At 36.3% G+C, this 14119-nt stretch carries 13 protein-coding genes; 10 read left to right on the top strand and 3 right to left on the bottom strand.

Annotated features, from left to right (window positions below; translation table 11 throughout):
• The first annotated feature begins 273 nt into the window (after positions 1-273).
• The 6 genes from Q5N69_RS06845 to greA all read left to right on the top strand — a co-directional run bounded on the left by Q5N69_RS06845 (position 274) and on the right by greA (position 7603).
• Positions 274-897: an FKBP-type peptidyl-prolyl cis-trans isomerase gene (locus tag Q5N69_RS06845; RefSeq protein ID WP_304368117.1), complete on the top strand. Its 624-nt coding sequence runs from the start codon at positions 274-276 to the stop codon at positions 895-897.
• Positions 898-992: 95 nt separating this feature from the next.
• Entirely contained in the window at positions 993-1424 is a 432-nt protein-coding gene (locus Q5N69_RS06840; protein ID WP_304368116.1) for a hypothetical protein, read from the top strand.
• A 41-nt stretch (positions 1425-1465) separates the two neighbouring features.
• Positions 1466-2269 carry a 4-hydroxy-tetrahydrodipicolinate reductase gene (gene dapB, locus Q5N69_RS06835; protein ID WP_304368115.1) on the top strand — a complete coding sequence of 268 codons (804 nt, stop codon included), beginning with the start codon at positions 1466-1468 and terminating at the stop codon, positions 2267-2269.
• A gap of 274 nt (positions 2270-2543) precedes the next feature.
• The gene (gene carA / locus Q5N69_RS06830; RefSeq protein ID WP_304368114.1) at positions 2544-3689 is read left to right on the top strand and encodes a glutamine-hydrolyzing carbamoyl-phosphate synthase small subunit; all 1146 of its coding nucleotides are present in this window, start codon (positions 2544-2546) and stop codon (positions 3687-3689) included.
• Between the two features lie 25 nt (positions 3690-3714).
• Positions 3715-6933, top strand: coding sequence for a carbamoyl-phosphate synthase large subunit (gene carB / locus Q5N69_RS06825; RefSeq protein WP_304368113.1), 3219 nt, complete (start codon positions 3715-3717; stop codon positions 6931-6933).
• Positions 6934-7126: 193 nt separating this feature from the next.
• Positions 7127-7603: a transcription elongation factor GreA gene (gene greA / locus Q5N69_RS06820; RefSeq protein WP_304368112.1), complete on the top strand. Its 477-nt coding sequence runs from the start codon at positions 7127-7129 to the stop codon at positions 7601-7603.
• Between the two features lie 141 nt (positions 7604-7744).
• Here greA and Q5N69_RS06815 read toward each other — a convergent pair whose 3' ends face one another.
• Positions 7745-8014: a hypothetical protein gene (locus Q5N69_RS06815; protein ID WP_304368111.1), complete on the bottom strand. Its 270-nt coding sequence runs from the start codon at positions 8012-8014 to the stop codon at positions 7745-7747.
• 304 nt (positions 8015-8318) lie between these two features.
• Here Q5N69_RS06815 and Q5N69_RS06810 point away from each other — a divergent pair, with 304 nt between their 5' ends.
• The 4 genes from Q5N69_RS06810 (at position 8319) to rlmM (ending at position 11476) form a co-directional block, all read left to right on the top strand.
• The gene (locus Q5N69_RS06810; RefSeq protein WP_304368110.1) at positions 8319-9230 is read left to right on the top strand and encodes a transcriptional regulator GcvA; all 912 of its coding nucleotides are present in this window, start codon (positions 8319-8321) and stop codon (positions 9228-9230) included.
• The gene (locus Q5N69_RS06805; RefSeq protein ID WP_304368109.1) at positions 9220-9930 is read left to right on the top strand and encodes an alpha/beta family hydrolase; all 711 of its coding nucleotides are present in this window, start codon (positions 9220-9222) and stop codon (positions 9928-9930) included. The genes Q5N69_RS06810 and Q5N69_RS06805 overlap by 11 nt, the downstream gene beginning before the upstream one ends.
• Complete coding sequence (locus Q5N69_RS06800) at positions 9917-10324, top strand: DUF423 domain-containing protein (RefSeq protein ID WP_304368108.1); 408 nt, start codon at positions 9917-9919, stop codon at positions 10322-10324. The genes Q5N69_RS06805 and Q5N69_RS06800 overlap by 14 nt, the downstream gene beginning before the upstream one ends.
• 66 nt (positions 10325-10390) lie before the next feature.
• Positions 10391-11476, top strand: coding sequence for a 23S rRNA (cytidine(2498)-2'-O)-methyltransferase RlmM (rlmM, locus tag Q5N69_RS06795; protein WP_304368107.1), 1086 nt, complete (start codon positions 10391-10393; stop codon positions 11474-11476).
• A 413-nt stretch (positions 11477-11889) separates the two neighbouring features.
• On the opposite strand, the gene xni is transcribed toward rlmM, so the two are convergent.
• Positions 11890-12687 (bottom strand): flap endonuclease Xni, encoded by a 798-nt coding sequence (gene xni, locus Q5N69_RS06790; protein WP_304368106.1) that lies wholly within the window; start codon positions 12685-12687, stop codon positions 11890-11892.
• A gap of 3 nt (positions 12688-12690) precedes the next feature.
• Positions 12691-14037: a nucleotide 5'-monophosphate nucleosidase PpnN gene (gene ppnN / locus Q5N69_RS06785; RefSeq protein ID WP_304368105.1), complete on the bottom strand. Its 1347-nt coding sequence runs from the start codon at positions 14035-14037 to the stop codon at positions 12691-12693.
• Positions 14038-14119: the final 82 nt, after the last annotated feature.

Here is a 14119-nt window from a genome sequence, read left to right as displayed (position 1 = left end):
ATAACGGTAAATGTTCAATTGAGAATAACTTCGCTTTATATATGGCGCTTTACGTTGAATTATTTGTTAACAATATCTCCGAAAATCTATCTTGTATTCAAGTCTAAATCGTCTATCTTCAAGTGGCTTGGATATATGTTCTATGCTATCATTTCGCGCGAAATTTATTTAAAGCTAATCGGTGTTTAAAAGTTAGCCAATTAACGTAAGTTAAGAGGGTTAATTAATTATTTAAACATGGAAAAGCCAAGCTAATATAAAAGAGACCCAATAATGTCTGAAAACAAATTTGAATCAATCGAAGCACGTGTAAGTTACGGTGTAGGTCGTCAATTAGGTGACCAATTACGTAACAACCCTTTTAAAGATTTCGACGTAACAGCGGTACAAGCTGGTATAGCTGACGCTATTGCAGACGTTGCAAGCCAAGTAAGCGAAGAAGACTTAAATGAAGCTTTTGGTATTGTCTCTAAAAAATTACAAGAGCAAGAGCAAGAAGCAGCTAAAGAATTAGCAGCTGAAGGCGAAGCATTTTTATTAGAAAATGCTAAGCGTGATGAAGTAACTGTTACTGAGTCAGGTTTACAATACGAAGTAATCGCAACAGGCGAAGGCGAAAAGCCAACAGCTCAAAGCACTGTTCGTGTGCATTACCATGGTTCATTAGTTAGCGGTGATGTTTTTGATAGCTCTGTAGATCGCGGTCAACCTGCTGAATTCCCAGTTGGCGGTGTTATCGCTGGTTGGACTGAAGCATTACAATTAATGACTGAAGGTTCTAAGTGGCGTTTATACATTCCATTTAACTTAGCATACGGCGAGCGTGGTTCTCAAGGAGCTATCCCTCCATACGCGACGTTGATATTTGAAGTTGAATTATTAGCTATTGTTAGCTAGTTATTATTTTAAAGCCCTCCGTTGAGGGCTTTTTTATATCTGTTTAATTTATATTAAGCACATTGTTATTAGGTATATTTTAGGTTAGTCGATTAATGAATGTAGAACACGAGTTAAATGAATTATTTACACGCTATGTTAATGCATTCAAGCAATACGATATGGCAGCAGCATTAAGTTGTTATCATTTACCTTGTACACTACATACACCTGAAAAAATTGCCTACTTAGAAAACGAAGAAAAATTTAAACAAGAATTTATAGATATATTTACTATTTTAAAGCATGCCAAAATTTCAAAGATAGTTGCCGATAAGGCCAGCTATCAATATTGTCAAAAGCATTCTTTAGATGTATGTATAAATTGGTTGTTTTATGATGAAAATGACGAACTCTTCACTGACTTTAGCGCCTTTTATCATATCGCTAATGATGAAAGTTCAGAAGGTATTGGCAAGATAATTAGTGTTGTTTCGCATGAGATACAAAATTCAATTGAATTAGCGCAACCTTTCAAAATAACGTAAGCATTTTAGATATTTGATTATAAGAAATAAAGAGATAAAGAATGAAAGTAAAAGTAGCCATATTAGGGTGTAGTGGTCGCATGGGCCGCAATTTAATTCAAGCAGCGATAGAACATGAATCCATTGAATTAGTTGGTGGTAGTGTAAGAGCTTCATCTTCGTTTGTTGATTTTGATTTAGGTGAACTAGCTGGTATTGGTGCTATAGGCTCTAAAACCTCAGTTGATCTAAATGAGCTACTTGAAGCTGATGTCTTTATTGATTTTACCTCAATAGAAACCACACTTGAGAATATAAAATGGTGTCAACAACATAATAAAGCTTTAGTTATTGGTACTACAGGCTTTAATGACCAACAAGTGGATGAAATTAAACAATCTGGTGAGCAAATCCCAGTGATACTTGCGCCTAATACAAGCGTAGGAGTTAACTTGTTATTCAAGCTTTTAGAGATCACCGCTAAAGCCATTGGCGATCATACTGATATTGAAATATTTGAAGCTCATCATAGATTTAAAAAAGATGCACCGTCTGGAACCGCAGTAAAAATGGGGCAGGTGATTGCTGACACTCTAGGTAGAGACCTAAATAAATGTGCTGTATATGGTCGTGAAGGTATCACTGGTGAACGTGATAAAGAAACCATTGGTTTTGCTACTGTAAGAGCTGGCGACATAGTAGGTGAACATACTGCATTTTTTGCTGATATTGGTGAGCGCTTAGAAATCACTCATAAGGCAAGTTCACGTATGACATTTGCTTTAGGTGCTATGCGTGCCGCATTTTGGTTGAGTGAAGCTGATAATGGCTATTATGATATGCAAGATGTATTAGGTTTAAAATAACGTATTTTTTAAGATAACTGCTACTTTTGGCGGTTTTGAATAAAAATTCAAATAAAAGCTTGTTTTTTACATTTTTAACTAGACGAAAATGCAATTCAAGCGTAAAATAAGTGGATTTTGTCAAAAATTCAGGTCTTTTAGTTTATAGGGCGATTTTTTGGCATTTTTTATATCTAACATTTAGTAAATATACTAGATGTTACCTTTATACTTAATAATAGAATTTATTTAGTTGTTTATTATTAAGTTTGTTTTCTTCTTTACGGAGGTTAAATTGACTAAATCTGCCATTTTAGTGCTTGAAGACGGCACTGTATTTAAAGGCACCGCTATCGGTGCAGATGGGGCGGCTGTTGGAGAAGTAGTATTTAATACTTCAATGACTGGTTACCAAGAAATTCTTACTGATCCATCATATGCAGAACAAATTGTTACGCTTACTTATCCACATGTTGGTAATACCGGTACTAACTCAGAAGACGAAGAGTCGGGTGATATTGTAGCAAAAGGTTTAGTTATTAGAGATTTACCTTTATTAGCAAGTAATTTTAGAAATGAAGAAAACCTAAGTGAATACTTAGCTCGCAATAATATTTTAGGTATTGCTGACATTGATACACGTAAGCTTACACGTATATTACGTGAAAAAGGCGCTCAAAACGGTTGTATTATTGCTGGCGACCTTGCTGAAGGCGAAGCACTAGACGAAGCCAGTGCACTTGCTCAAGCAAAAGCATTTCCAGGTCTTAAAGGTATGGATTTAGCTAAAGTTGTTTCTACTAAAGAACAATATGAATGGACAGAAGGTAGTTGGGTTTTAGGTCAAGGCTTTGTTACCCCAGCTGAAAAACCATATCATGTTGTTGCATACGATTTTGGTGCTAAACGTAATATTTTACGTATGTTAGTTGACCGTGGTTGTAAATTAACTGTTGTACCTGCTCAAACGCCTGCATCAGAAGTTTTAGCCATGAATCCAGATGGTGTGTTTTTATCTAATGGACCAGGTGACCCAGAGCCATGTACTTATGCTATTGAAGCTATTAAAGAAATTTTAGCTACTAACCTACCTGTTTTTGGCATTTGTTTAGGACATCAATTACTTGGTTTAGCAAACGGTGCATCTACTATTAAAATGAGTCATGGTCATCACGGTGCTAACCACCCAGTAAAAGATTTTAGCCGCGATGTTGTGATGATAACTTCACAAAACCACGGTTTTGCTATTGATGAATCAAACATGCCGGCAAACATAAAAGTAACGCATAAGTCGTTATTTGATGGCACTATTCAAGGTATTCATTTAACTGATAAGCCTGCATTTAGTTTCCAAGGCCATCCTGAAGCGAGCCCAGGTCCGCATGATGCGGCACCTTTATTTGACCACTTTATTGATTTAATCAAAGCTGCTAAAGCTTAAGCTAAGACAAGAGAGAGAAAAGAGAATGCCAAAACGTACCGATTTAAAAAGTATCTTGATCTTAGGCGCTGGACCAATTGTTATTGGTCAAGCATGTGAATTTGATTATTCAGGTGCACAAGCTTGTAAAGCGTTACGCGAAGAAGGTTACCGAGTTATTTTAGTTAACTCTAACCCAGCAACCATAATGACTGATCCTGAAATGGCAGATGCTACTTACATCGAGCCGATTCATTGGGAAGTTGTTCGTAAAATTATTGAAAAAGAACGTCCTTGTGCTGTATTACCAACAATGGGCGGTCAAACTGCGCTTAACTGTGCATTAGAATTAGAAGCTAAAGGTGTATTAGCTGAATTTAATGTTGAAATGATTGGCGCAACGGCTGATGCAATCGACAAAGCTGAAAACCGCGAACGTTTTGACCAAGCCATGAAAAATATTGGTCTTGATTGTCCTCGTGCTGAAATTGTTCACACAATTGATGAAGCGCATGCTGCAAGCAAAAACTTAGGTTTCCCTTGTATCATCCGTCCATCATTTACTATGGGTGGAACAGGTGGCGGTATTGCATACAACATCGAAGAATTTGATGAAATATGTACCCGTGGCTTAGATCTTTCTCCAACCTCTGAATTATTGATTGATGAATCATTAATTGGTTGGAAAGAGTATGAGATGGAAGTGGTTCGTGACAAAAATGATAACTGTATTATTATTTGTTCAATTGAAAACTTTGACCCTATGGGTATCCATACGGGTGACTCAATCACCGTTGCACCAGCTCAAACATTAACAGATAAAGAATACCAAATCATGCGTAACGCTTCTGTTGCGGTACTGCGTGAAATTGGTGTTGAAACAGGTGGTTCAAACGTTCAGTTTGGTATATGTCCAAATACTGGTCGTATGGTTATCATTGAAATGAACCCACGTGTTTCTCGTTCATCAGCATTAGCCTCTAAAGCTACAGGTTTCCCAATTGCTAAAATTGCAGCCAAGCTCGCTGTAGGTTATACCCTTGATGAATTACAAAACGATATTACGGGTGGTGCAACTCCAGCATCATTCGAACCAACAATCGATTATGTTGTTACTAAGATCCCACGTTTTAACTTTGAAAAATTTGCGGGCTCTGAAGACAGATTAACAACACAAATGAAATCTGTTGGTGAAGTTATGGCGATTGGTCGTAACCAGCAAGAATCATTGCAAAAAGCATTACGTGGACTAGAAGTAGGCGTAAATGGTTTTGATCCAATTGTTGATGTGACTAAACAAGGTGCTAAAACGAAAATAATGCATGAGCTGCAAGAAGCTGGTGCAGATCGTATTTGGTATGTTGCTGATGCATTCCGTTTAGGTTTAACTATCGAAGATGTTTTCAATGCAACTAAGATTGACCGCTGGTTCTTAGTACAAATTGAAGATTTAATTCTCGAAGAGAAGAGTGTTGCAGAAGGTGGCATGAAGTCATTAACACCTGAGCGCTTACGTAAACTTAAACGTAAAGGTTTTGCTGATTCTCGTCTTGCTGATGTTATTGGTGTTAACGAATCTGAAATTCGTAAAAAGCGTCATGCAGCTAATATATTCCCTGTATACAAACGTGTAGATACTTGTGCTGCTGAATTTAGTTCAGATACTGCTTACATGTATTCAACTTATGATGAAGAATGTGAAGCTAACCCAACAGATAATGACAAAATCATGATCTTAGGTGGCGGACCGAACAGAATCGGACAAGGTATTGAATTTGATTACTGTTGTGTTCACGCAGCATTGGCTTTACGTGAAGACGGCTACGAAACAATCATGGTTAACTGTAACCCTGAAACGGTTTCTACAGATTACGATACGTCTGATCGTTTATACTTTGAATCAATTACCTTCGAAGACGTGCTTGAAATTGTACGTATTGAAAAGCCAAAAGGCGTTATTGTTCAATACGGTGGTCAAACGCCTCTTAAACTAGCTCGTGCATTAGAAGCTGCTGGCGTACCAATTATTGGAACATCTCCAGATGCGATTGACCGCGCAGAAGACAGAGAGCGCTTCCAACAAGCTGTTGACCGTTTAGGTTTGCTACAACCTGAAAACGCAACAGTAACATCACTTGATGAAGCGATGGCTAAAGCTGAAGCGATTGGTTTCCCACTGGTTGTTCGTCCTTCATACGTATTAGGTGGTCGTGCAATGGAAATTGTTTATGACCTAGATGATTTACGTCGTTACATGACAGAAGCCGTGAGTGTTTCTAACGATTCTCCAGTATTACTTGATCACTTCTTAGATGATGCGATTGAAGTAGATATTGATGTAATTTGTGACGGTACGGATGTTGTTATTGGCGGTATTATGCAACACATTGAACAAGCGGGTGTTCACTCAGGTGATTCAGCATGTTCATTACCTGTTTATAGCTTAAGCCAAGAAGTGCAAGACGTAATGCGTAAGCAAGTAACAGATTTAGCTTTTGAGTTAGGTGTTATTGGCTTAATGAATACTCAAATGGCTGTTAAAGATGGCGAAGTTTACCTTATTGAAGTAAACCCTCGTGCTGCTCGTACGGTTCCATTTGTATCAAAAGCAACAGGTGTACCTTTAGCTAAAATTGGCGCACAAGTCATGGCAGGTAAAACCTTAAAAGAATTAGGTATTACGGAAGAAGTTATTCCACCGTACTTCTCTGTTAAAGAAGTTGTTATTCCATTTAACAAATTCCACGGAAGTGACCCATTAGTTGGACCAGAAATGCGTTCTACAGGTGAGGTTATGGGTGTTGGTGATACGTTTGAAGAAGCCTTTGCAAAAGCTAACTTAGGTGCTGGAGTATCGGTTCCTAAAGATGGTCGCGCCTTAATCTCTGTTCGTAACAGTGATAAAGGTCGTGTAGTTGATTTAGCTAAGAAAATGGTTGAATTAGGCTATGAGCTTGATGCTACTCACGGTACTGAAATTATTTTACGCGAAGCTGGTGTTCCTGTTCGTCGTGTAAATAAAGTACAAGAAGGGCGTCCACATATTCTTGATAGAATTAAAAATAGCGAGTATAGCTACATCATAAACACCACTGAAGGTCGTAAAGCGATTGAAGATTCTAAAGTGTTACGTGGTGGCGCATTACGCTATAAAGTTGCCTATACAACAACATTGAATGCAGCCTTTGCAGCTTGCCAAGCTCATGCCGCAGACGATAGAAATACGGTTAACTCTATTCAAGAATTACATCTACGTTGTAAGTAGTTATTACTAAGGTAATATCTAACTAGCTTTATTATGAGTAGTGATTTACTATGTTAAATCACTACTCTACATATCTTTTTTTATAAAGCCGTTGGGATTATAATTTCCCGTAGAGTAAAATTTATTTTTAAAAGTGGTGTTTCTAACGAAAGACCACTTTTTTATTTGTTATTAAAGATTAAGAAGAAATAAAATGACCAAATATCCAATGACACTTCTTGGTGCTGAACAGTTAAAAGAAGAGCTTAGAATTTTAAAAACAGAAAAACGTCCACGTATTGTTAAAGACATTGCTGACGCGCGCGAACATGGTGACTTAAAAGAAAATGCTGAGTACCATGCAGCAAAAGAAGAACAAGGTTTTTGTGAAGGTCGTATTCAAGATATTGAAGGGCGTCTTTGTAATGCTCAAATTATTGATGTAACAAAAATCCCTAATCACGGTAAAGTGATTTTTGGCGTAACGGTTACTTTATTAAATATTGAGACTGAAGTAGAAGTTAAATATCAAATTGTTGGTGATGACGAAGCAGATTTTAAAACGGGTCGTATCTCGTTAAACTCTCCAATAGCTCGTGGCTTAATTGGTAAAGAAGTGGATACTGAGATTGAAATAACAACCCCTGGTGGCGTTGTTGAGTATGAAATTATTGCTGTTGATCATATTTAATATTGTTAATAGCAATTTTAGATACTAAAAAAGGTGCTTTAAGCACCTTTTTTTATGGTTGGGATTTACTATTTTTACACCAATAACACTTAGCGTATGCTATCAAAAATTAGCCCTAGAGAAGCCAATAGAAGATATATATTACTCAGCTACAGCTACTAATGTAGAGTCTAAGTCGATTGAATTAAACTGTTCATCACTTTGAATAACAAGAATCTCTTGAGCAGATTTTTCAACATTTATTGTTAGTGCGCTCATATTCTTTAATGATTGTGCTAACTCAGTGTTTACATTGATTGCTAAAGCATTGTTATTTAAATCTTCTACTTGTACTAACTCGATAGCTTGTACTGAAGCTGATGCAGCTAAAGTTAGTGCTATTGTCGTTATTAACATTTTTACGTTTTTCATTTTGGACCCTTTTTAAAAAATAATACATTAATTTACGTATAGATTTTTTAGGACCTATTTTCTCAATATTAATTGTAATGTGTACTTTACAATTTTTTCTATAGCCCATCCAATTATGGGGTTGAGATGAAGTCCTTCATCTATGCTGTGTATAATAAGGTAATGTTGGCAACATTAAAAACGACTATTATTAATGTTAATCATTAGAAAAACTAATGGATACTTGTTGCTTGTTTAGCTAATATGACTATATTAAAAATAAGTTTGTCTACTTAACGATTATCAATTTAAGTGAAATAAAATAATGGCAAGTAAACTACCGCCTCTGAACGCTTTAAGGGTGTTTGAAGCGTCAGCGAGACACCTAAGTTTTACCCGTGCAGCAGAAGAGCTTTTTGTTACGCAGGCAGCGGTTAGTCATCAAATAAAAGCATTAGAAGAATTTATTGGTCTTAAGTTGTTCATGCGGAAAAATAGAGCGCTTCTTTTAACGGAAGAGGGACAGTCTTACTATTTAGATATTAAAGATGTTTTTAATAATATTCAGGAAGCAACTGAGAAACTATTTGCTCGAGGTGATAAAGGGGCAATTACCGTTAGTTTGCAGCCAAGTTTTGCTATTCAATGGTTAATTCCCCGATTAAATGCTTTTAGTCTCGAACATCCTGATATCGATGTAAGAATAAAAGCTGTAGAACAAACAGATAATTTATTAACTGAAGATGTCGATGTAGCTATCTATTATGGTCGTGGTGATTGGGGAGATTTACATACCGAAAAACTTCACCAAGAATATTTAATTCCGGTTTGCTCACCGCTTATATTCACTCATGGTAAACCACTGAAGAAAATTGAAGATTTAGCTAACCACACTTTATTACATGATACATCTCGTAAAGATTGGACCTTATGGTTTAAAAAAGTAAAAGTTAAAGGTGTGAATGTAAATCATGGACCTATCTTTAGTCATTCCGCTATGGTGGTTCAGGCAGCTATTCATGGACAAGGTGTGGCATTAGCAAACAGTGCTTTTGCTAAGCCAGATATTGATTCAGGGCGTTTGATTTGTCCATTCCATGAAGTGTTGGTGAGTAAAAATTCCCATTACATTGTTTGTCGTGAACATCAACGTGATTTAGGTAAAATAGCTGCCTTTAGAGAATGGGTGTTAGAAACTGTAGCATTAGAGCAAGAAGAAGACTTATATGACGATTAATACTAAAACTAACGTTATTGAAGCAATAAAAGTTGAACCATCAATTATTGAAAGTTTTGTTGAACAACCGAATGCTTTATTTATTTTTGCTCATGGTGCAGGTGCTGATAAAAGTCATCACTTTATGGAAAACTTTACCGCTGCATTAAATGAGAAAAATATTAACGTAGTGCGTTTTAACTTTCCTTACATGGATAAGCGTTTAGTTGATGGTAGAAAATACCCGCCTAACAGAATGCCATTGTTGCTTGAATGTTTTGAAGCTGTAGTAAAACATTACCTTAATAATAACCCAAATAACTTACCTATTTTTATTGGAGGTAAATCTATGGGGGGGCGAGTAGCTGCAACACTTTCTTCATCTGAGCTAGTTTATCAAGTAAACGAAAAAGCTTCAGCAGGCATCATGGGCGTAATTTGTATTGGCTATCCTTTTCATCCTCAAAAAAAGCCTGAAAAGCTTCGTTTAGAGCCTTTACAAGAAACTCTCTTACCTACACTTATTCTTCAAGGTGATAGAGATGCTTTAGGAGACCAAAGTGAAATAGAAAACTATGATATTTCACCTTTATGTAAGGTCTATTATTTTGAAGACGGTGATCATGATTTAAAGCCTAGAGTGAAATCGGGCTATACTCATGCTCAACACCTTAAAACCGCTGCTGAACAGTTAACTAGGTTTATTCATGAGAAGTCTTAACTTAATACGCTTATTATTGCTTTTTGTTGGTATAAGTGGTGCTTTTTCAGTATTATTCGGCGCTTGGTTTGCTCATGCTGGGCAAGCATTATCTGTGGTTGATAAAGTGCGAATTGAAAACGCGCAATTTTATCAGTTTATTCATACGCTTGCTTTATTTGTGTCGATTGTTTGGTACACAAGAACAGCCTCTAAATGGTTGCTTAGTTCGGCAGTATGTTTCAGTTTAGGTATTTTGTGCTTTAGTGGTAGCTTATATGTGAAAACATTTTTTGCTCTTACAAGTATCGGGGCTGTTATCGGAAAATTAGCACCTGTTGGTGGTATGTTATTAGCTTTAGCTTGGTTGTGTCTCATATTTGTGAGCAAGAAAGTACTTGAACCAAACAACTAAAATACAATATTCATGATCCCTTTTAGGTAAATTCCTAATTCATTAAAAGTAAATAAGAAAGTAAATATGGCCTCTATTATATTATATTGTCGCCCAGGCTTTGAAAAAGAGTGTGGTGCAGAAATTCAAGAAAAAGCAGCGTGGAATGAAGTTTACGGCTACTTAGAATTGAAAAAAAATCAGGGGCTCGTTTACTTTCACTTAAATGTGGCAGAAGAGGGCGATAAGCTTTTAAGTGAAATGCCACTGCGACGATTAATCTTTGCTCGCCAATGGTTTTTAAGTGTCGTAGAAAAACTTGATTTACCTGATTACAACCGTGTTGAAGCGATTACTGAAGCACTAGGTGCAGATTGGCAATATGCTGATTTACGTATGGAAATGACAGATACTAATGACGGTAAAGAGTTGTCTAAATTTTGTCGTAAACTTGCTGTACCGCTTAGACAAGCATTAAGAAAGTCAGGTGCTTTAACTGAAAAAGGCGATAACGATGGCGCTATTTTACATGCTTTATTTTTAAGTGGTAACGAAGTTATTTTAGGCTATTCGTATGCGCATAATAGCTCAGCACATGTTATGGGTATTCCGCGTTTAAAATTTCCAAATGCTGCGCCGAGTCGCTCTACACTTAAACTTGATGAAGCGTTTTTATACTTCATTCCAAGAGATGAATGGAATGAACGTTTAACATCAGGGTTAAAAGCTGTTGATTTAGGTTCTGCTCCTGGTGGTTGGACATATCAATTAGTTAGACGTGGCATGATGGTTACCGCTATTGATAATGGTCCAATGGCTGAATCTTTAATGGAAACAGGCCAAGTTAAACATAAAATGATGGATGGTTTTAAATACACGCCAATGAAGCAGAATAATTATTGGTTAGTGTGCGACATGATAGAAAAACCACAACGTGTAGCTAAACTTATGGCTGAGTGGTTATTGAAGGGTTACTGTAAAGAAGCTATGTTTAATTTAAAGCTTCCAATGAAAGGTCGTTACCAACAAGTTAATGAAGATCTGCAAACCATGAAAGATATGTTTAGCCATTACAATGTTAAATATGAGTTGTTTGCTAAACATTTATATTACGATCGTGAAGAAATTACAGTGCATGCAAGGCTGTTATCTCCGTTACCTGTAATTGACTAATTAACCTCAGTTCGGGTTAAGCTATTTTACTCAATAATGCTATTTAAGCGCCTATCTACGTTGCCTGTATGGATGCAGGTACTTGGTTTTTATCAGGAATAAAAAAACCGTATTTTTACGCCCAATAGCCAGCTATTGGTTTATAAAAATGCCTTGATAATCACATAAATTTCATCATTGAGAGAGAATTAAGGCCTTTTATGTTCTTAATCTTGATAAAGCTAAAATATACTTTAATAAATCAATGAGTTATTAAATTCATTAACCCGAGTTGAGGTTAATTATCCCGAATTCAGGTTAAGTATGATTTCGTTATAAAGCGAATCAACAAACATTAAACCCTAAGCTTTTGGCTTGGGGTTTTTAATTTATAGATTATTATTTTAAATACAGATATAAGACGTTGGTATAAATTACTGATAGCGAATATCTTTTAAATTAAAACCTAAAGGAATGTCATCTTTTAGAGTAAGTAATTTACTTGTCAATTCTATAGTGTCGGTATGTTCTTCAAGTTTTTTAGCTATGCTAGTTTTTAAATTTTGAGCGTTAGTAATGGCTGATAATGTTCCATATTCATTTAATAAGTTAGCCGCTGTAACTTGACCTATACCTGCAACACCTGGGATCTTATTGGTACTATCGCCAGTTAATGTCCAAAAGTCGATAAGTTGCTCTGGTGTAACGTTAAACTTTTCTGCCACATAAGCTTTATCTAAATAACGCTTATTAAAATAATCATAAACATGAATATGTTCATTTAACATCGACAGGAAACACTTATCTGTTGAAACAATAGTGACGTTTTTGCCTTTTAACGCCACTTTTTGAGTAAGAGTTGCGATAAGGTCGTCTGCTTCATCAGTTTCAGATATTAACGAGTCAACCCGCATTGTCATCAATTCGTCTTGAATAAAGGGTAACTGCTGAGCTAAGTGCTCAGGCATCTTCTTTCTTCCTTTTTTATAGTCAGGAAAAATTTCATAACGCCAACAAGGGTTTTTACTATCGAATACCGTTAGGATATGAGTAGGCTGCAAAAGCTCTATTATTTTCTTAACGGCATTGATGGTTGCTTGTTGTGTATTGAACAATACTTGTTGTTTTGTGCTGTCAGCTAATTCGTTATTAAGCAAAAATGGGCGCTCTTGTACCGCATAAATTCTTCTAATCAAGTTTAAAGCATCTATAAGTACAAGATGTGCGCTCATTCGTTATTCTCCGATAACTCTATAACAAGGTTGATATTTTGTGCCTGGTAGTTTCATGCGTTCTTGTTCGACAAAAGACTTTAAGAGTTTGTCCATTAGCGCCATTATCTTTGGATCGCCTTTAATATCAAATGGACCTTTTTCTCTCACTTCTTTTATACCTGAAGCTTTTACATTACCAGCAACAATACCTGAAAATATTCGTCGTAAATTTGCTGCAAGCGTTGATGTTTCTTGATCAAAGCTAATGTTTTGATTTGCCATACTTTCATGATCTGGCTCAAAAGGGCGCTGAAAGTCTGGCTCTATCACTAAAGACCAATTAAAGTGGTAAGAGTCACCTATTTCTTTTCTATAAGTGAGTACATCTTCTAATTTTACTTTGAGTGTTTTAGCTACTTTTTCTGAGTCACCAATAATTATCTCATACAGAGATTGAGCTTTCTCACCTAATGTAGCACCAATGAAGGCGTCAATCTCTTCAAAATAAGCTTTACTTTCAACTGGACCCGTTAAAATAATGGGTAACTTTTGCGCTTGATTTTTAGTGTTAAGCATTATGCCTAATAAGTAAAGTAGTTCTTCAGAGGTACCAGCACCGCCAGGGAAGATAATAATACCATGAGATATACGAACAAATGCTTCTAATCGTTTTTCAATATCAGGCATTATAACTAGTTCATTTACTATCGGGTTTGGTGGCTCGGCTGCAATAATACTTGGTTCAGTTAAACCTATATAACGACCAAAGTTATTACGTTGTTTAGCATGACTAATGGTTGCACCTTTCATTGGTCCTTTCATAGCACCAGGTCCGCAACCTGTGCAAATATTAAAACCTCTTAAACCTAATTGATAACCTACTTCTTTGGTGTATTTATATTCAATTTGGTTAATAGAGTGACCGCCCCAACAAGTGATTAAATTAGGATCTGTTTCTGGCTTAATGACATTGGCATTGCGCAAAATATCAAAGGTGACATGAGTGATTTCGCTCGAATCGTCGCTAATGTTGTTATATTTAGTATTGGTGAACAATATGTCTCTTAAAACCGCTGATAAATGCTCTTGAATCCCTTTAATTATGGTGCCATCGACAAAAGCATGTTCAGGTGGGTTTTGCAAATCTAATTTAATACCACGTTCGCGGCGGAGTATTTTTATTTGAAAATCTGGCGATAATTGGTAAATTTCTTCGGCATTATCCGTATGGCTACCCGCATTTAATACAGCCAAAGAACAATTACGGTAAAGCTTATATAAATCACTAGTGGCCGATTGTTGAAGTTTGTCTACTTCCATAGGAGAAAGTAGCTTCATATTTCCTACAGGGTCGAGTTGTGTATGCATATTAAATCCTTTTCGGATTGAGGGGATATCCTGACATAAAACCGTTTATTACAGGTTTTGATATCAAGGCATTGGAAGTTAA

The organism is Pseudocolwellia sp. AS88 (assembly GCF_030551755.1).
In the GTDB taxonomy this organism is placed as follows: Bacteria; Pseudomonadota; Gammaproteobacteria; order Enterobacterales; family Alteromonadaceae; genus Pseudocolwellia.
This window is presented reverse-complemented; position numbering and strand designations above follow the sequence as displayed.

What these genes read in the sequence shown, in the direction of transcription:
- Q5N69_RS06845 (WP_304368117.1), top strand. Translation starts at nt 274, where the DNA reads ATGTCTGAAAACAAATTTGAATCAATCGAAGCACGTGTAAGTTACGGT.
- Q5N69_RS06840 (WP_304368116.1), top strand. Translation starts at nt 993, where the DNA reads ATGAATGTAGAACACGAGTTAAATGAATTATTTACACGCTATGTTAAT.
- dapB (WP_304368115.1), top strand. Translation starts at nt 1,466, where the DNA reads ATGAAAGTAAAAGTAGCCATATTAGGGTGTAGTGGTCGCATGGGCCGC.
- carB (WP_304368113.1), top strand. Translation starts at nt 3,715, where the DNA reads ATGCCAAAACGTACCGATTTAAAAAGTATCTTGATCTTAGGCGCTGGA.
- greA (WP_304368112.1), top strand. Translation starts at nt 7,127, where the DNA reads ATGACCAAATATCCAATGACACTTCTTGGTGCTGAACAGTTAAAAGAA.
- Q5N69_RS06815 (WP_304368111.1), bottom strand. Translation starts at nt 8,014, where the DNA reads ATGAAAAACGTAAAAATGTTAATAACGACAATAGCACTAACTTTAGCT.
- Q5N69_RS06810 (WP_304368110.1), top strand. Translation starts at nt 8,319, where the DNA reads ATGGCAAGTAAACTACCGCCTCTGAACGCTTTAAGGGTGTTTGAAGCG.
- Q5N69_RS06805 (WP_304368109.1), top strand. Translation starts at nt 9,220, where the DNA reads ATGACGATTAATACTAAAACTAACGTTATTGAAGCAATAAAAGTTGAA.
- Q5N69_RS06800 (WP_304368108.1), top strand. Translation starts at nt 9,917, where the DNA reads ATGAGAAGTCTTAACTTAATACGCTTATTATTGCTTTTTGTTGGTATA.
- rlmM (WP_304368107.1), top strand. Translation starts at nt 10,391, where the DNA reads ATGGCCTCTATTATATTATATTGTCGCCCAGGCTTTGAAAAAGAGTGT.
- xni (WP_304368106.1), bottom strand. Translation starts at nt 12,687, where the DNA reads ATGAGCGCACATCTTGTACTTATAGATGCTTTAAACTTGATTAGAAGA.
- ppnN (WP_304368105.1), bottom strand. Translation starts at nt 14,037, where the DNA reads ATGCATACACAACTCGACCCTGTAGGAAATATGAAGCTACTTTCTCCT.